Origin of the sequence: Agromyces sp. NPDC060279 (assembly GCF_042726785.1) — a bacterium.
GTDB lineage: Bacteria > Actinomycetota > Actinomycetes > Actinomycetales > Microbacteriaceae > Agromyces.
This window is the reverse complement of the sequence record NZ_JBHXBK010000006.1, coordinates 126,589-143,325: the sequence shown is the minus strand read 5'-3', so window position 1 is coordinate 143,325 and position 16,737 is coordinate 126,589. Positions and strand designations below refer to the sequence as shown.

Sequence of the window (16,737 nt, the reverse complement as noted above, 5' to 3'; positions counted from 1 at the left end):
CAGAAGTGTCAAGGACTGAGCGCGACGACGTCGACTGGGCCACGGCTGCCGAGCAGTCGGCCGAGGACGACGAGGCGCAGACGGGCAACGTCAACCAGCACGAGGAGGACTCCTCCGAGGCGGCCGAGCACGTCGCCGTCCACGTGGTGGACGACGAGGGCAACGAGGTCGACCTCGACGCCGTCCTCGACTCCCTCGCCGAGGCGAGCGACCCCGAGGCCGACGCGGTCGTCGACGACGCCCTCGAGATCGACTCCGCCGACGAGGCCGAGGCGGCCGCGGAGGCCGTCGAAGAAGAGGCCGAAGACGAGTTCGACCCGTACGAGGAGTTCCGGGCCGAGCTGCGCTTCCTGCCGGGCAAGTGGTACGTCATCCACTCCTACGCGGGCTTCGAGCGCCGCGTGAAGGCGAACATCGAGCAGCGCCGCGAGTCGATGGCGATGGCCGACTACATCTACCAGGTCGAAGTGCCGATGGAAGACGTCGTCGAGATCAAGAACGGCCAGCGCAAGATGGTCACTCGCGTGCGCATCCCCGGCTACGTGCTCGTGCGCATGGAGCTCAACGAGGACTCGTGGTCGGTCATCCGCCACACCCCGGGCGTCACCGGCTTCGTGGGCAACGCCCACAACCCGACGCCGCTGCGCTTCGAGGAGGCCTTCGGCATGCTGAAGAGCCTCGTCGCCCCCGCCGACGTGCCCTCCGCGAAGGGCTCGAAGGCCGCCGCGGCCTCCGGCGCCGCTCGTCAGGTGCAGGCCGAGGTCGACTTCGAGGTCGGCGAGACCATCACCATCAAGGACGGCTCCTTCGCCGGCCTGCCCGGCACGATCAGCGAGATCAAGCCCGAGAGCGGCAAGCTCACGGTCCTCGTCTCGCTCTTCGAGCGTGAGACCCCGGTCGAGCTCAGCTTCGACCAGGTCACGAAGCTCTAGCAGGCTTCCCACCGCGCGTCCAGCCGACCCTCCGGTATACTCGGAGGGTTGTGCTGCGTTCGGGCCAGCCCGAACCACACGATCCACCGCCACCCGGAACCGCCGGAGTGACGGGAGAGTGCCCCGCCGGGGCGTTCGAACAGAAAGAGAGAAATCATGGCACCGAAGAAGAAGGTCACTGGTCTGATCAAGCTTCAGATCAACGCCGGCGCCGCCAACCCCGCCCCGCCGATCGGTCCGGCGCTGGGTCAGCACGGCGTGAACATCATGGAGTTCTGCAAGGCCTACAACGCGGCCACCGAGTCGCAGCGCGGCAACGTGATCCCCGTCGAGATCACCGTCTACGAGGACCGCAGCTTCACCTTCATCCTGAAGACCCCGCCCGCCGCGGAGCTCATCAAGAAGGCCGCCGGCGTCGCCAAGGGTTCCGGCGTCCCGCACACCACCAAGGTCGGCAAGATCAGCCCCGACCAGGTTCGTGCGATCGCCGAGCAGAAGATGTCCGACCTGAACGCGAACGACCTCGAGGCCGCGTCGAAGATCATCGCCGGCACCGCCCGGTCGATGGGCATCACGGTCGAGTAATCGCCTCGCGGGCTCACGCGCTGAGCCCGTCGGATGGATGCCTCGAGGCATCCGCCTTCAGAACTCTCACTCGTGGCAGCGCCCGCCAGGCGCGATGACCACATTCTCGCAAGGAGAAGCAACATGGCACAGAAGTCCAAGGCCTACCGGGCCGCGGCCGAGAAGATCGAGGCCGGCAAGTACTACACCCCGAGCGAGGCCGTCGCCCTCGCCAAGGAGACCGGCTCGGCGAAGTTCGACTCGACCGTCGAGGTCGCGCTGAAGCTCGGCGTCGACCCCCGCAAGGCCGACCAGATGGTGCGCGGCACCGTCATCCTCCCGCACGGCACCGGCAAGACCGCCCGCGTCATCGTGTTCGCGACCGGCCCCGCCGCCGAGGCCGCGATCGCGGCCGGCGCCGACGAGGTCGGCGGCGCCGAGCTCATCGAGAAGGTCGCCGCGGGCTACACCGCCTTCGACTCGGCCGTCTCGACGCCCGAGCTCATGGGCCAGGTCGGCCGTCTCGGCAAGGTGCTCGGTCCGCGCGGCCTCATGCCGAACCCGAAGACCGGCACCGTGACCCCGAACGTCGGCCAGGCCGTCTCCGACATCAAGGGCGGCAAGATCGAGTTCCGCGTCGACAAGCACGCCAACGTGCACTTCGTCGTCGGCAAGGCCTCCTTCTCGGCCGAGCAGCTCGAGGAGAACGCCAAGGCTGCGCTCGAAGAGGTCCTGCGCCTCAAGCCGTCGAGCTCGAAGGGCCGCTACATCCAGAAGGGCGCCGTGTCGACCACCTTCGGTCCCGGCATCCCGCTGGACGTCAACGCCATCTGAGTCCGCTCAGACACCAGAACGGCCCGCCGGTGATCCGGCGGGCCGTTCTGCGTCTCGGGGCGGTCCGCGCTCGGCGCCGTCAGCGCAGGATGCGGAACCGGCCGCCGCGCTCGTCGGGGTCCTCGCCCGGCTCGGCGAGCGGACGCTCGGCGACCTCGAGGCCGGTCACCCGGGATCCGGGCGGACCGGCCTCGAGCCGCCGCAGCATGGTCTCGACCGCCGCGGGCTCGCCCTCGATCTCGGCCTCGACGCGCCCGTCGGGGAGGTTCCGCACCCAGCCCGCGAGGCCGAGCCGATCGGCGTGCTTGCGGGCGAGGTAGCGGTAGCCGACCCCTTGGACGTGGCCGGAGACGAGGACGTGGCGGCGGATCACCCCGCCACGCTATCCCACCCCCTCGCGCACCGCCCCGCACCACCGAGGGGGTCGTTCTGCGACATCCGAATCCGTGTGCGATGCCGCATCCGTCGGAATTCGACCCCCTCGTGGTGGGAGGGCGGGTTACCGCCGGACGGGGGTCGCGCCGGTGCGGGTGCGGATGGCCTCGGCCACGGCGATGGCGTCGCCCTCGGGGGCGCTCGACTTGCGGTCGGGGCGGGCGATGAACAGGTACGCGAGCCCCGTGACGAGCACGATGCCGAGGCCGATCAGCACGACCCAGTCGGCGAACACGTCGCCGGACTCTCCGGGCCGCGCGATGAGCACGATCGCGAAGACGCCGTACGCGAGCGCGAGGATGTTCACTACGACGCCCGCGCCGCGCAGTGAGAACGGTCCGGCCGGGCGCCAGCCCTTCGCCCGCTGCCGGAGCGAGGCGAGCACGACCATCTGGAACGCGAGGTAGATGCCGAGCACCGCGAAGGAGGTGATCGGCACGAGCAGGTTGCCGTTGAGGAAGATCAGCACGCTGATGATCGCGGGCACCGTGCACGCGACGATGAGCGCGTTCGTGGGCACCTTGTTGCGCGGCGAGACCTTCGCGAGCCAGGTGTGCCCCGGGATCATCCCGTCGCGGGCGAAGGAGAACAGCAGCCGGCTCGCCGCCGCCTGCAGGCTCAGCACGCAGGAGATGAACGCGGTGATCGCGACGACGAGGAAGATCTTCGCGCCGACCGGGCCGAGGGTGTCGGCCAGGATGCCGGGGATCGGGTCCGCGTCCTCGCCCGAGACGATCGCTTCGAGGTTCGGGGCGGCGAGCACGTAGCCGCCGAAGGAGAACAGCGCGGAGACGCCGCCGACGAGGATCGTCATCATCATCGCCCGGGGGATGCGCTTCGCGGGGTTCGAGACCTCCTCGGCGACGTCGCCGCAGGCCTCGAAGCCGTAGAAGAGGAAGAGCCCGGCGAGTGCGGCGCCGAGGAACGCCACCGCGTAGCTGCCGTCGCCCTCGACGCCCATCGTGTCGAAGAAGATGCCGAAGTCGTGCTTGCGCTGGAAGATCAGCAGGTAGAGGCCGAGGCCGATGACGCCGATGAGCTCGGCGGCGAGGCCGATCTGGGCGACGCGGGCGAGCGTCTTCGTGCCCGAGAAGTTGAACACGAAGGCGAGCAGCAGCAGGCCGAGCGTGATCGCCAGGTTCACCCCGGGGGTGAGCTCGAGGTCGAACAGGCTCGCGACGAAGCCGGAGCCGAACTCGGCGACCGCGGTGATCGTCACGATCATCGCCCAGATGTACACCCAGGCCGCCATCCACGCGTAGCGCCGGCCCCAGAGCCGACGCGCCCAGGGGTAGATGCCGCCGTGGATCGGGTACTGGGAGACGATCTCGCCGAACACGAGGGAGACGAGCAGCTGCCCGCAGCCGACGATGACGATCCACCAGATCGACGGCGGGCCGCCGATCGTGAGCGCGACGGCGAACAGCGAGTACACGCCGACGAGCGGCGAGAGGTAGGTGAAGCCGAGGGCGAAGTTCGCCCACAGGCTCATCGAGCGGTTGAACGAGTCGTCGTAGCCGAGCACCTGGAGGTGCTCGGCGTCGTCGAGGTGGGTGACCTCGGGTTCTGCAGGCATGGGGGTCCCTTCGATCGTCGTTGATCTCGCGTCACGAGGGCCGGTCGCGTGGGCCGGTCGCGCGGGTCGAGCGCCAGCATAGCCATACCTCCGAGGGTAAAGCTATAGAACCGGATGATTCGAGGGGACCCCGGGCGATCAGTCCTGCGGCACGGCCGCCACGACGTCGATCTCGACGAGGATGTTCGCGAGGCGCGAGCCGACCGTCGTGCGCACGGGGTACGGCTCCTGGAAGAACTCCGCGTAGGCCTCGTTGTACGCCGCGAAGTCGGCGAGGTCCTCGAGGTGCGCGGTCACCTTGACGACGTCGTCGAAGCCCAGGCCGTACTCGGCGAGCACGGCGCCGATGTTGCGGAGCACCTGGCGGGTCTGCTCCTGCACGCCGCCCTCGACGACGAGGCCCGTCGCCGGGTCCTGCGGGCCGAAGCCCGCGGTGTAGAGGAAACCGTTCGCGACGACGCCGTGGCTGTAGGGCCCGGCGGGCTTCGGTGCGTTCGAGAGGGTGACGGCGGTCTTCGGCATGGGATGCTCCTGATTCGTTGGGTGGGGTGGGTGGACGGGTGGTGGAGTCTCAGCCGAGCTCGGCGGCGATCGCCGCCGCCGTCGCGCGGAGGGCGGGCAGGTGCTGCTTCAGCGCGTCGAGGTCGGCGACCATGCGGATGGCGGTGACGGACACGGCGCCGACGACGCCCATGCTCGACACCACCGGCACGGCCAGACAATTCACGAAGGGTTCGAACTCGCGGTCGTCGGCGGCGTAGCCGGCGGCGGCCACCCGGTCGAGCTCGGCGTCGAAGCGGGCCCGGTCGGTGATCGTGCGCTCGGTGAACGGTGCCCAGTCGACGTCGGCGAGCACGGCGTCCCGCTCGGTCTCCGGCAGCTCGGCGAGGATGGCCTTGCCGACGCCCGAGCAGTAGGGGATCACGGCCTTGCCGATCCGGGAATACATGCGCACGCCCGAGGCATCCTCCACCTTGTCGACGTAGACGATCGAGCCGTCGAGGAGCGCCGCGAGGTGCACCGTGTTGCCGGTGCGGCGGTGCAGCCGGCGCACATGCTCGCTCCCGGCCTCGCGCAGGTCGAGGGACTCGAGCGCCTCCCGGGAGAGCGCGGCGAGCCGCGGGCCGAGCGCGTAGCGGCCGGAGCTGCGCCGGCGCACCCAGCCGACCTGCTCGAGCGACTGCAGCTCGCGGAACATGGTCGAGCGGTGCAGCCCGAAGGCCTCGGCGAGCTCGGCCACGGTGCGCGGCGACTCGGCGACGGCGTCGATGATGCGGGCGGCCCGCTCCACGCTCTGCGACATCAGCGGCTCCCCTCGATCGCGGCGGCGGGCGAACCGGCGCGGCGCAGGCCCCAGCCCGGCGTCTCCCCGGTGAGCCGGCCACCGGCGAGCACGGGGACGCCCGCGACGAGCACGTCGTCGATCCCCTCGGCGAGCCCGAGCGGTGCAGCGTACGTGGCGGTGTCGCGAACGGCGGCGGGGTCGAGCAGCACGAGATCGGCGACGGCTCCGGCCTCGACGCGGCCGCGCCGGCCGAGGCCGAAGCGGTCCACGGCCCGCGTCGAGGCGAAGGCGGCGAGTCCGGCCCAGTCGAGCACGCCATGCTCGAGCACGAGCTCGCGCGGATAGCGGGCGAAGCTGCCGCGCGCCCGCGGGTGCGGATGCCGGCCCACGAAGATGCCGTCGGAGCCGCCCATGGCCCGCGGGTGGGCGAGGATGCCGGCGAGCTCCGCCGCGGTCCGCTCCCGCTGCACGGCCATCACGACGTTGACCTCGAGGCGGCTGACGACGAGGGCGTCGAGGGCGAACTCGGCCGGGCTGCGGTCGACGCGGGCGGCGGCCTGGGCGAGCGTCAGCCCGTGCGCCCAGTCGAGTTCGGGCGCCGCGAGGTGGCCGAACACGAGCATCTCCGGCCAGGCCGGGCCGAGGCTCGGGTAATCGGCGATGCCTGGGAACCAGTCGCGCACGAGCTCCGCCCGCACCCGCTCGTCGGCGAGCAGCCCGACGAGCTCCTCGGCGGGACGCACTCCGAGCTCCGGCGGCAGCAGCGGCATCGCGAGCAGGGAGCAGCCGCGCCCGTACGGGTAGGCGTCGAAGCTCGCGTCGAGGCCGGCCTCGGCGAGCTCGGCCATGAGCCCGTGCACGATCGCCGGCTCGGCGTGGAAGTGCGAGACGTGCACGGGCGCGCCGGCCCGGCGGCCGATCTCGGCGAGCTCGGCGATGCCGGCCGCGGAATTCGCCTCGTAGCCGCCGCGGAGGTGCGAGACGTAGACGCCGCCGCGCTCGCCGAGGTCGGCGGCGAGCCCGGCGAGCTCGGCGACGTCGGCGAAGATGCCGGGCACGTAGTCGAGACCGCTCGACAGGCCCAGGGCGCCGTCGTCGAGCCCGGCGGCGACGAGGGCGCGCATCGCGGTGAGCTCCTCGCTCGTCGCCGGAGCCGGGGAGCGGCCCAGCACCTCGTGGCGCACGGTGCCGGCCGGCACGAGCACGCCGACGTTGAGCGGGGTGCGGCCGTCGTAGCCCGCGAGCAGCTCGGCGACCCTGCCGCCGGGGCCCGGGTGCCGGCCGTTGACGGCGGCGAAGTACTCGTCGCCGTACCGCCCGTCGCCCGGCGCGAAGCCGACGCCGTCCTGCCCGCCGATGACGCTCGTGACGCCCTGCCGCAGCAGCGCGAGCTGCACCTCGGGGTCGAAGACGCGGGCGTCGGCGTGCGAGTGCGCGTCGATGAAGCCGGGGAGCACCAGCCGTCCCTCGCCCGCGATCGACCGCTCGGCGGATCGCACACCGGACGCGTCGCGGTCGCTGGGGGGCTGCACCGCGGCGATGCGCTCGCCGTCGAGGACGAGGTCGACGGGCTCGGCGGCGGGATCGAGCCGGACCTCGCGGATGACGGTTCGGGAATCGCTCATGCTCGTCGTCCGCTCAGAAGAAGGTCCGGACGAGGTCGACCACCCGCGTGCTGCCCGCGTGCTCGACGACGGGCAGCCACCGGCGCTTGTCGAACGCCGTGCACGGGTGCGAGAGGCCGAGCGCGACGACCTCGCCGATGCCGACGGGCAGCGTCTCGCCGCGGAGGAAGGCGTGCTGGTCGTTCACCGCCGTGACCTCGGCGTCGGGCAGCGGTCGGGTGGCCGCGTCGCCGAGCTCGGCGGAGACCGAGAGCGGCCGCGGCAGCCCCTCGTCGAAGGGGAAGTCGCGCCGCCCGCCGTCGAGCAGGGCGAGCCCCGGCTCGGGGTGGGAGACGACGCGCGCGTAGCCCCGCATCGCGGGCACGAGCTCCGCGTCGAGGGGCGAGATGCCGTGGTAGAAGCCGTCGTCGTGCACGAGCGAGGCGCCCGAGCGGAGGATCCAGCGCCCGGGCTGCCCCGACGCCGTCGCCGCGGCGATCGCCGGGGCGAAGACCTCGGCGACGAGGTCGGGGTAGGCGCTGCCGCCGGCGGTGACGATGAGCGGAGCGGCGTCGTCGACGAGTTCGGCGAGGCCGCCGCGCAGCTCGAGCATCGCCGCGAGGTAGTGGCGCACGGCGGCGAGGCCGGCGGCGCTGCGGTCGTGGGCCAGCGCGCCCTCGTAGCCGGCGACCCCGGCCAGGCGCAGCACGGGCGAGGCGGCGACCCGGCGAGCGAGCGCGAGGGCGTCGGCGACGGAGCGGGCGCCCGTGCGCCCGCCGGCGCCGCCGAGCTCGACGAGCACCTCGATCGGGCGAGGGATCGGCGACAGCGGGGCCAGGCCGCGTTCCATCGCCTCGACGGTCTCGATCGAGTCGACCCAGCAGTGGAAGTGGAATTCGGGGTCGGCGAGCTCGCCCGTGAGCCAGGCGAGCGCCGCCGGGGCGACGAGCGCGTTCGCGAGCATGAGCCGGTCGGCGCCGAAGGCGCGCGCCGTGCGGAGCTGGCCCGGGGTCGCGAGGGTGAGCCCGCTCGCGCCGCGGTCGAGCTGCAGCGCCCAGAGCTGCGGGGCCATCGTGGTCTTGCCGTGCGGCATGAGCTCGAGCCCGGCCTCGCTCGCCCAGCGCTGCACGGTGGTCGCGTTGTGCTCCAGGGCTGCCCGGTCGAGCACCGTGAGGGGCGTCCAGAACTCGTCGAGCGTCGGCGCCGTGGCCAGGAAGGCGCGGGCGGTGAGCCCGGCCGCGCGGGCCGGCAGGCCCGTGTCGGCGGGCGTCAGCAGCTCGTCGTGCAGTCGGTCGAGCGCGAGCGTCATGCGTCTCCTCGCCGGTGGCGTGATCGGTCGGACGGATGGTGTGCAGATACTGCAACCAGCTTGCGCGGCATCTGCACACCAGTCAGCATAGGGCCGTGCCGCCCATCCCCGAAGTCCTCACCGTCGGCGAGACGATGGCGCTCGTCGTGCCCGCCCGCGCCGAACCGCTCGAGTCCGCGCTCGACTTCCGCGTCGAGCCGGGCGGCGCGGAGTCGAACGTCGCCGCGCACCTCGCCGCACTCGGGCGGCGGGCCGCCTGGGCGGGCGCAGTCGGCGACGACCCGCTCGGCCGGCGGCTGCTGGCCCAGCTCGACGCGCTCGGCGTGGACACGGCCTGGGCGCGGTCCGACGCCACCGCGCCCACCGGCGTCTACTTCAAGGACCCCGGCGACGGGGTGCACTACTACCGGGCCGGCTCCGCCGCTTCCCGGCTCGGTGCGGACGCCGTGGCCGGACTGCCCGTGGCCGGCGCGCGCCTCCTGCACCTGAGCGGCATCACGCCCGCGCTCTCCGTGAGCTGCGACGAGCTCGTCGACGCGCTGTTCGACGCCGCCGCCGCGGCCGGCGTGCCCGTGAGCTTCGATGTGAACCACCGGCCGGCGCTGTGGCCGTCGCGGGCCGCTGCCGCCGAACGGCTGCTCGAGCTCGCCCGCCGCGCCCGCTTCGTCTTCGTCGGCCGTGACGAGGCCGAGGCGCTCTGGGGCACGAGCACCCCCGAATCGGTGCGCGAACTGCTGCCGGAACCCGCGCAGCTGATCGTGAAGGACGGCGCGGTCGGCGCGAGCGCATTCGCCGACGGCGCCCCGCCCGCGCACGTGCCGGCGATCCGCACGACCGCCGTCGAGGTGGTGGGCGCGGGCGACGCCTTCGCCGCGGGCTGGATCGCCGCGTGGCTCGACGGCGCGGACGCCGAGGCGCGGCTCTCCGCCGGCCACGCGCGCGCCGTGTTGACCATCGCGGGCACGAGCGACGTGCCCCGCGAGGAGAGGAACGAAGGATGACCCGGATCGAGAACGCCGAGTTCGCCGAGCTGCTCGGGGGTGCGCCCGTGATGGCGATCTTCCGCGGGCTCGGTGCGCGCCGCAGCCTGGAGCTCGCGGAGCGCGCGTGGGAGCTCGGCATCGACGCGGTCGAACTGCCGATCCAGTCCGCCGAGGACGTCGAGGCGCTGCGCCTCGTCGCCGAGGCCGCCCGCGGCACCACTCGCGTCGTCGGGGCCGGCACGGTGGTGAGCGCCGAGCAGGTGGAGCTCGCCGCCCGCGCGGGCGCCGCGTTCACCGTGAGCCCCGGTTTCGACGAGGCCGTGGTGCGCGCCTCCGCGGCGGCCGGGCTGCCGCCCCTGCCGGGCGTCGCGACGGCCACCGAGGTGCAGCGGGCCGCGGCGCTCGGCCTCAGCTGGCTGAAGGCTTTCCCCGCCGCCTCGCTCGGGCCGCGCTGGTTCCGGGCGATGCGCGGCCCGTTCCCCGCGGTGCGCTTCGTCGCGACGGGCGGCCTCGACGCCGGGAACGCCGGCGACTTCCTCGCCGCCGGGGTACGCTCGGTGGCGGTCGGCTCGGCGCTCGAGGACGAGTCGCAGCTCGCGCGTCTCGCCGAGCTGCTGCGACGGGGCTGACAGGGCCGGTTCGGGCTGGCAGGATGCCGCCATGGGAACCGTCACCGAGTACCTCGACGCGCGCAGCGGGCCCGAACGGGCCGCGCTCGAGCGGGTCATCCGCATCGCGCGCGAACTCGCGCCGGACGCGAGCGAGGGGGAGAGCTACGGCATGCCGGCCCTGCTGCACCGGGGCAAGGGCCTCGTCTCGGCGATGCAGGCGAAGCACCACCTCGGCTTCTACCCGTTCAGCGGCACGGTGCTCGAGGGCTTCGCGGACGAGCTCGCGGGCTTCGCCTGGTCGAAGGGCACGGTGCAGTTCAGCGCCGAGCACCAGCTGCCCGACGAACTGCTGCGCCGCATCCTGCGTGCTCGCATCGCCGAGATCGACGCGCGCCTCGACGGTCGCTGAGCCGGGCCGGACGCGAAGACGGCGGATGCCGCAGGCCTGCGCCTGCGGCATCCGCCGTGGTGACCGGCTGGATCAGCCGATGCGGATCATCTTCTTGTTGACGAACTCGTCGGCGCCGAAGCGGCCGAGCTCGCGGCCCGAGCCCGAGCGCTTGATGCCGCCGAAGGGCAGCTCGGCGCCGTCGGCGCCGACGACGTTCACGAAGACCATGCCGGCCTCGATCTTGTCGGCGACGCGGAGGGCCTGCTCGCGGTCGGTGGTGAAGACGTAGGAGCCGAGGCCGAACGGGGTGTCGTTCGCGAGCTCGACGGCGGCGTCCTCGTCGGCGACCTTGAACACCTGCGCGACCGGGCCGAAGAACTCCTCGTGGAAGGCGTCCGAGCCGGGCTTCACGTCGGTGAGGATCGTGGCGGAGTAGTAGTTGTCGCTGCGGGTGCCGCCCGAGTGCAGGGTGGCGCCCTGGGCGACGGCGCGGTCGACCTGCTCCTGCAGGGTGTCGGCGGCCTTCGCCGAGGACAGCGGGCCGAGCGCGGTGCCGTCCTTGGCCGGGTCGCCCTCCTCGACGGCGTTCATCGCGGCAGTGAACTTCTCGAGGAAGGGCTCGTAGAGCTCCTCGGCGACGATGAAGCGCTTGGCCGCGTTGCAGGCCTGGCCGTTGTTGTCGACGCGGGCCATGACGGCCGCCTCGACGGTCGCGTCGAGGTCGTCGGTCGAGAGCAGGATGAAGGGGTCGGAGCCGCCGAGCTCGAGCACGACCTTCTTCAGGTGGCGGCCGGCGATCTCGGCGACCTTCGCGCCGGCGCGCTCCGAGCCGGTGAGCGAGACGCCCTGCACGCGCGGGTCGGCGATGACGGTCTCGATCTGCTCGTGCGAGGCGTAGATGTTGACGTAGGCGCCCTCGGGGAAGCCGGCGTCGAGGAAGATGCGCTCGATCGCGGCGGCCGACTCGGGGCACTGCTCGGCGTGCTTCAGCAGGATGGTGTTGCCGATGATGAGGTTCGGGCCGGCGAAGCGGGCCACCTGGTAGTAGGGGAAGTTCCACGGCATGATGCCGAGCAGCGGCCCGAGCGAGGAGCGGCGGATGAGCGCCGAGCCCTCGCCCGCGAGCAGCTCGATCTCCTCGTCGGCGAGGAGCGACTCGGCGTTGTCGGCGTAGTACTCGTAGATCGCGGCCGAGAACTCGACCTCGCCGACGGCCTGCTCGCGGGGCTTGCCCATCTCGCGGACGATGATGTCGGCCAGCTCGTCGATGCGCTCGGTGTGCAGCTCGGCGACGCGGCGGACGAGGGCGGCGCGCTCGGCGACGGTGGAGTTCTTCGACCAGGTGCGGTGCGCCTCGGTGGCCTTGGCGATCGCGGCCTGCAGCGCCTCGTCGGTGATCGTGTCGTAGCTCTTGACGACCTCGCCGGTGGCGGGGTTGGTCACGGCATAGGGCATGGGGTTCTCCTTCTCGGGTGCACGCACGCCAGAGTCCGTCTGCCGCGGTGCATACGCTCGTCCTTCAAAGATATAGCAGCGGATGATTGATCGGGACTGGTCTCTGCGGATGCACAGCTGGAACTGGCGCGATTGCTCGTGCATCAGTGCTGCATCATTCATGATGCGGTAGCCTGGTCGCATGCGCACCACCGTCGATCTCCCGCCGGCCGTGCACCATCGCGTGCGCGAGCTCGCCGCCTCACGGCACCAGTCGATGTCCCGCGTGATCGCCGACCTGACCATGACGGGGCTCGCCGGCCTGCAGGTCGAGGTCGAGTACACCCGCGATCCGCAGTCCGGCCTGCCGGTGCTGAGTCTCGGCCGAGCCGTCGGCGACGCCGAGGTGGCCGACGCGCTCGACGACGAATGACGACCCGCTTCCTGCTCGATGCGAACGTGCTCATCGCGCTCACTGTCGCCGAGCACGTGCACCACGAGCGTGCGAGTGCCTGGTTCGCCGGGGTCGAGCAGGCCGCGGTCTGCCCGATCGTCGAGGGTGCGCTGCTGCGATTCCTCGTGCGACTCGGGGTGCCGCCGAGCTCCGTCCGCGCCATGCTGCTGGCGCTGCACGATGATCCCCGCATCGACTTCTGGTCCGAGTCGCTGTCGTACACCGAGGTCGAGTTCGGGCACGTGACCGGGCACCGCCAAGTGACCGACGCCTATCTCGCGGCGCTCGCGCGGCACCATCGGGGGCGGCTGGCGACCCTCGATGAGGCGCTGCACGCGGCGCTGCCGGAGTCCACGCTGCTCGTGCCGCGCTGATCCGGCGGCACCGAGTCACGAAGAAAGCTCAGGCCGGGGCGACGAGCACGCGGAACGGCGTCGAGGCGCAGTCGAGCGCGGCGGCGGAGGAGCTCGCGAGCTGTCCGACCTGGAGCGAGGGCTCGGTCGAGAGCACGACGCGGCCGTCGGCGTTCACGAGGGCGAGCGGCGCGTCGACCGCGAGGAAGCCGGCGAGCAGCTCCCGCTCGAGCCGGCGCACGGCGACGTCGGCGCCGACGACCCCGACCATCCGCTCGCCGTCGGCGGCGTGCGCGGGCATCGTCAGAGTGAGGATGTAGTCGCAGGTGCAGAGGTGGTCGACGAACGGCCCGGTGACGTGCGCGTGCCGCGTCGTCGCGGGGATGCGGTACCACTCGAGGGCGCGGAAGTCCCGCAGGTACTCCGTGTAGCCCCGGGTGGAGAGGTCGAGCCGGGTGGGGCCGTCGGTCGAGCCGAGCACGGGGTTGTCGTCGAGCGGGCCGAGCCACCAGGCGAAGTGCACGTCGCGGCCGTGCACGATCTCGCCGTCGGCGATGAAGCCGGCGCCGACGAGCAGGGCGTCGGGCTCGACGAGCCGGGGGATGACGAGCTCCGACACGAGCTGGTCGAGGGCGAGTGGCTTCACGCCGGGCGCGATCGCCCGTTCGATCGGTGCGCGCCACGCGGCGAGCTGCTCGAAGACGCCCGTGAACAGCCGGGACACGGCCTCGGCGGCCGCCTCGGCGCCGGCGGGCAGCGCGGGCTCAGTCATCGATCCCACCCCCTCGTTCGACGCGGGCCTTTGCGGCGAGCAGCCGTTCGGCGAGGCTCGCGACGAGGGCGCCGGCGGCGGCGCGGGCCTCGGCGGGGCGATGCGCGGCCACCGCGGCGACGATGCGTCGGTCGGTCTCGGCGGCGCTCGCGCGCTCGTCCGCCTCGTCGAGGCCGACCAGCAGCAGCGGCCCCGCGTCGGCCTGCAGCCGGATCTGCTCGCGCACGAGGCGCGCCGACTGGCTGAGCACGGCGAGCTCGAGGAAGAACCCGCCCTGGTTCGTGCGGGCGGATGCCGCGGTGCCGAAGTCGGCCGCGTCGAGCCACTCGGCGAGGCGGACGGCCTCGGGCTCGGCGGCGCGCTCGGCGGCGCGCTCGGCGATGCCCGCGAGGATCGCGCCGAAGTAGACGGCCATGTCGCTGAGCTCGACCTGGGCGAGCGCGCGCAGCCTCGCCGTGAGCAGCGCGCGGTGCTCGGCGTCGTCGTGCACGACGAAGCTGCCGCCCTCGCGGCCGCGCCGGGTCTCGACGAGGCCGGCGTCGCGGAGGATGCCGAGCCCCTCGCGCACGGTGATGAGCGCGACGCCGAAGCGTCGGGCGAGCTCGGGCTCGCTCGGCAGGCGTTCCCCGGGGTGCAGCACCCCGAGCACGATGCCGTCGGTGAGCCGCTGCGCGACCTGCTCGGCACGGCCGGCGTCCGACAGCTGCGCGAACACGGCCTCGCGCGCTCCCGGGCCCACCCTCGATCCCATAGCGCACAGCTTTTCACAGGAGTTAAAGATTCACTATAGGATGAATGAAGATCGACGGTGATGGAGGCGAGCGATGACGAGTGAGACCGAGCGGCCGGGCGTGCTCGCGGGGCTCCGCGTCGCCGACTTCTCCCGCGTCCTCGCCGGCCCCTACGCCACCATGACGCTCGCCGACTTCGGCGCCGACGTGATCAAGATCGAATCGCCCGCAGGCGACGACACCCGGCACTGGAAACCGCCCGTCGACCCCGCCGGCAACGCCACCTACTTCGGCAGCGTGAACCGCAACAAGCGCTCCGTCGCGCTCGACCTCACGAGCGAGGCCGGCCTCGCCGAGGCCAAGCGCCTCGCCGCGAGCGCCGACGTCGTGATCGAGAACTTCCGCCCCGGGGTGATGGCCCGCTTCGGGCTCTCGTACGACGAGGTGCGGGAGCTGAACCCGCGCGCGGTCTACTGCTCCATCACGGGCTTCGGCACCGGGGAGGGGGCCGCGCTCGCCGGCTACGACCTGCTCGTGCAGGCCGTCGGCGGGCTCATGTCGATCACCGGCGAGCCCGAGGGCGAACCGGCGAAGGCGGGCGTCGCCCTCGTCGACGTGCTCTGCGGCCAGAACGCCGTCGCCGGCATCCTGCTCGCCCTCCGCGAGCGCGAGCGCACCGGCCGCGGTCAGCTCGTCGAGGTGAACCTGCTGCAGAGCCTGCTCGCCGCGCTCACGAACCAGGCCGCGTCGACGCTCGTGACCGGGCGGGCGCCGCGCCGCCTCGGCAACCAGCACCCCTCCATCGCGCCCTACGCCGTGTTCCCCGCCGCCGACCGCGACCTCGTCATCGCCGTCGGCAACGACAAGCAGTTCCGGGCGCTCACGGCCGAGCTCGGCATCCCCGGCCTCGCCGACGACGAACGCTACGCGACGAACGAGGCGCGCGTCGCCCACCGCGACCACCTGCGGGCCGAGCTCGAGGCCGCGCTCGCCGCCGCTCCCGCCGCAGCGTGGGTCGCTCGTTTCGCCGAGCGCGGCGTGCCGGCCGGCCTCGTCAACGACGTCGCCGAGGCCATCGCCTTCGCCGAATCCCTCGGGCTCGAGCCCGTCGCCGAGATCGCGCAGAGCCGCACCGTCGCGAACCCGATCGGGCTCTCCGAGTCCGCCCCCGCCTACCGCACCCCGCCGCCCGCACTCGACCAGCACGCGGGCGCCGACTGGAACGACGCCTCGACCGGCCAAGGAAAGGAATCCCGATGACCACCGCACCCCGCATCGACCAGGTCTTCGACTTCGACGAGCTGCTGAGCGAGGAGGAGCGCGGCTGGCAGCAGCGGGCCCGTGCGTTCGCGCAGGACCGCATCCTGCCGATCATCGAGGACGACTTCGAGCAGAAGCACTTCCGCAAGGAGCTCATCCCCGAGCTCGGCGCCGCGGGCTTCCTCGGCATGCACCTGAGCGGCTACGGCTGCGCGGGCGCCGGCGCGGTGAGCTACGGCCTCGTCTGCCTCGAGCTCGAGGCCGCCGACTCGGGCTGGCGCACCTTCGTCTCCGTGCAGGGCTCGCTCGCGATGAGCGCCATCCACAAGTACGGCTCGGAGGAGCAGAAGCAGCAGTGGCTGCCCGGCATGGCCAAGGGCGAGCTGATCGGCTGCTTCGCGCTCACCGAGCCGCAGGGCGGCAGCGACCCCGCCGCGATGACGACCGTCGCCCGCCGCGATGGCGACGGCTGGGTGCTCGACGGCGCGAAGCGCTGGATCGGGCTCGCCTCGCTCGCCGATGTCGCCGTCGTCTGGGCCCGGGTCGAGGACGACTCGCTCCCCTCGACGGGCTCGGGGAACCAGGGCGGCAAGGCCGTGCGCGGCTTCCTCGTGCCGACGACGACCCCGGGCTTCACCGCCACCCCGATCGACGGCAAGCTCTCGATGCGGGCGAGCGTGCAGTGCGACATCGAGCTCGACGGCGTGCGGCTCCCCGCCGACGCGATCCTGCCGGGCGCCGAGGGGCTCTCCGGGCCGTTCGGCTGCCTGAACGAGGCGCGCTACGGCATCGTCTGGGGCGCGATGGGCGCCGCGCGGTCCTGCCTCGAGGTCGCCCTCGACCGCTCGATCACCCGCGAGGTCTTCGGCAAGCCGATCGGCGCGAACCAGCTCACCCAGGCGAAGCTCGCCGACATGCTGCTCGAGGTCGAGAAGGGCATGCTGCTCGCGCTGCACCTCGGCCGCCGCAAGGAGGCCGGCCGGCTCACCCCGGCCCAGATCTCGGTCGGCAAGCTGAACAGCGTGCGCGAGGCGCTCGCCATCGCCCACGAGGCGCGCACCATCCTCGGCGGCGACGGCATCACCAACGCCTTCCCGGTGATGCGGCACGCGGCGAACCTCGAGTCGGTGCGCACCTACGAGGGCACCGACGAGATCCACCAGCTCATCCTCGGCCGGGCGCTGACCGGCCTGAACGCGTTCTGAGCAG

19 protein-coding genes are annotated in these 16,737 nt (G+C 72.6%); 10 read left to right on the top strand and 9 right to left on the bottom strand.

Annotated features, from left to right (window positions below; genetic code table 11):
* Positions 1-5 precede the first annotated feature (5 nt).
* The 3 genes from nusG to rplA all read left to right on the top strand — a co-directional run bounded on the left by nusG (position 6) and on the right by rplA (position 2,330).
* A complete protein-coding gene (nusG, locus tag ACFWE1_RS15300) occupies positions 6-932 on the top strand; it encodes a transcription termination/antitermination protein NusG (protein WP_376934267.1) in 927 nt (308 codons plus the stop codon).
* A 156-nt stretch (positions 933-1,088) separates the two neighbouring features.
* Complete coding sequence (rplK, locus tag ACFWE1_RS15295; RefSeq protein ID WP_376934266.1) at positions 1,089-1,517, top strand: 50S ribosomal protein L11; 429 nt, start codon at positions 1,089-1,091, stop codon at positions 1,515-1,517.
* A 123-nt stretch (positions 1,518-1,640) separates the two neighbouring features.
* A complete protein-coding gene (rplA, locus tag ACFWE1_RS15290; protein WP_376934265.1) occupies positions 1,641-2,330 on the top strand; it encodes a 50S ribosomal protein L1 in 690 nt (229 codons plus the stop codon).
* A 79-nt stretch (positions 2,331-2,409) separates the two neighbouring features.
* Here the strand turns inward: rplA and ACFWE1_RS15285 are convergent, their stop codons facing one another.
* The 6 genes from ACFWE1_RS15285 to ACFWE1_RS15260 form a co-directional block, all read right to left on the bottom strand.
* Positions 2,410-2,703, bottom strand: a complete 294-nt coding sequence (locus ACFWE1_RS15285; RefSeq protein ID WP_376934264.1) for an acylphosphatase — start codon at positions 2,701-2,703, stop codon at positions 2,410-2,412.
* Between the two features lie 126 nt (positions 2,704-2,829).
* A complete protein-coding gene (locus tag ACFWE1_RS15280) occupies positions 2,830-4,341 on the bottom strand; it encodes an APC family permease (protein ID WP_376934263.1) in 1,512 nt (503 codons plus the stop codon).
* 138 nt (positions 4,342-4,479) lie between these two features.
* Positions 4,480-4,863, bottom strand: a complete 384-nt coding sequence (locus ACFWE1_RS15275) for a RidA family protein (protein ID WP_376934262.1) — start codon at positions 4,861-4,863, stop codon at positions 4,480-4,482.
* A gap of 49 nt (positions 4,864-4,912) precedes the next feature.
* Positions 4,913-5,644 carry an IclR family transcriptional regulator gene (locus ACFWE1_RS15270; protein ID WP_376934261.1) on the bottom strand — a complete coding sequence of 244 codons (732 nt, stop codon included), beginning with the start codon at positions 5,642-5,644 and terminating at the stop codon, positions 4,913-4,915.
* Complete coding sequence (locus ACFWE1_RS15265; protein WP_376934260.1) at positions 5,644-7,251, bottom strand: amidohydrolase family protein; 1,608 nt, start codon at positions 7,249-7,251, stop codon at positions 5,644-5,646. Before ACFWE1_RS15265 ends, ACFWE1_RS15270 begins: the two co-directional genes overlap by 1 nt.
* 13 nt (positions 7,252-7,264) lie before the next feature.
* Entirely contained in the window at positions 7,265-8,539 is a 1,275-nt protein-coding gene (locus ACFWE1_RS15260) for a hypothetical protein (RefSeq protein WP_376934259.1), read from the bottom strand.
* A gap of 95 nt (positions 8,540-8,634) precedes the next feature.
* Here ACFWE1_RS15260 and ACFWE1_RS15255 point away from each other — a divergent pair, with 95 nt between their 5' ends.
* From ACFWE1_RS15255 to ACFWE1_RS15245, 3 genes are read left to right on the top strand one after another with little or no spacing between them, the layout of a single operon-like run.
* The gene (locus tag ACFWE1_RS15255; protein WP_376934258.1) at positions 8,635-9,540 is read left to right on the top strand and encodes a sugar kinase; all 906 of its coding nucleotides are present in this window, start codon (positions 8,635-8,637) and stop codon (positions 9,538-9,540) included.
* Positions 9,537-10,151 carry a bifunctional 4-hydroxy-2-oxoglutarate aldolase/2-dehydro-3-deoxy-phosphogluconate aldolase gene (locus ACFWE1_RS15250; protein WP_376934257.1) on the top strand — a complete coding sequence of 205 codons (615 nt, stop codon included), beginning with the start codon at positions 9,537-9,539 and terminating at the stop codon, positions 10,149-10,151. Before ACFWE1_RS15255 ends, ACFWE1_RS15250 begins: the two co-directional genes overlap by 4 nt.
* Positions 10,152-10,182: 31 nt before the next feature.
* Positions 10,183-10,542 (top strand): iron chaperone, encoded by a 360-nt coding sequence (locus tag ACFWE1_RS15245; protein WP_376934256.1) that lies wholly within the window; start codon positions 10,183-10,185, stop codon positions 10,540-10,542.
* Between the two features lie 72 nt (positions 10,543-10,614).
* Here the strand turns inward: ACFWE1_RS15245 and ACFWE1_RS15240 are convergent, their stop codons facing one another.
* Positions 10,615-11,979, bottom strand: coding sequence for an NAD-dependent succinate-semialdehyde dehydrogenase (locus ACFWE1_RS15240; protein ID WP_376934255.1), 1,365 nt, complete (start codon positions 11,977-11,979; stop codon positions 10,615-10,617).
* A 181-nt stretch (positions 11,980-12,160) separates the two neighbouring features.
* Between ACFWE1_RS15240 and ACFWE1_RS15235 the strand changes: the two genes are divergently transcribed.
* Both ACFWE1_RS15235 and ACFWE1_RS15230 read left to right on the top strand, forming a co-directional pair.
* A complete protein-coding gene (locus ACFWE1_RS15235; RefSeq protein WP_376934254.1) occupies positions 12,161-12,391 on the top strand; it encodes a hypothetical protein in 231 nt (76 codons plus the stop codon).
* Positions 12,388-12,786 carry a TA system VapC family ribonuclease toxin gene (locus ACFWE1_RS15230; RefSeq protein ID WP_376934253.1) on the top strand — a complete coding sequence of 133 codons (399 nt, stop codon included), beginning with the start codon at positions 12,388-12,390 and terminating at the stop codon, positions 12,784-12,786. Before ACFWE1_RS15235 ends, ACFWE1_RS15230 begins: the two co-directional genes overlap by 4 nt.
* Before the next feature lie 28 nt (positions 12,787-12,814).
* On the opposite strand, the gene ACFWE1_RS15225 is transcribed toward ACFWE1_RS15230, so the two are convergent.
* Both ACFWE1_RS15225 and ACFWE1_RS15220 read right to left on the bottom strand, forming a co-directional pair.
* Positions 12,815-13,537, bottom strand: a complete 723-nt coding sequence (locus tag ACFWE1_RS15225) for a hypothetical protein (protein WP_376934252.1) — start codon at positions 13,535-13,537, stop codon at positions 12,815-12,817.
* Positions 13,530-14,288 (bottom strand): GntR family transcriptional regulator, encoded by a 759-nt coding sequence (locus ACFWE1_RS15220; RefSeq protein ID WP_376934251.1) that lies wholly within the window; start codon positions 14,286-14,288, stop codon positions 13,530-13,532. Before ACFWE1_RS15220 ends, ACFWE1_RS15225 begins: the two co-directional genes overlap by 8 nt.
* Positions 14,289-14,361: 73 nt before the next feature.
* On the opposite strand from ACFWE1_RS15220, the gene ACFWE1_RS15215 reads away from it, so the two are divergent.
* Positions 14,362-15,528, top strand: coding sequence for a CaiB/BaiF CoA transferase family protein (locus ACFWE1_RS15215; protein ID WP_376934250.1), 1,167 nt, complete (start codon positions 14,362-14,364; stop codon positions 15,526-15,528).
* Entirely contained in the window at positions 15,525-16,733 is a 1,209-nt protein-coding gene (locus ACFWE1_RS15210) for an acyl-CoA dehydrogenase family protein (RefSeq protein ID WP_285464782.1), read from the top strand. The genes ACFWE1_RS15215 and ACFWE1_RS15210 overlap by 4 nt, the downstream gene beginning before the upstream one ends.
* The last annotated feature ends 4 nt before the right edge of the window (positions 16,734-16,737 follow it).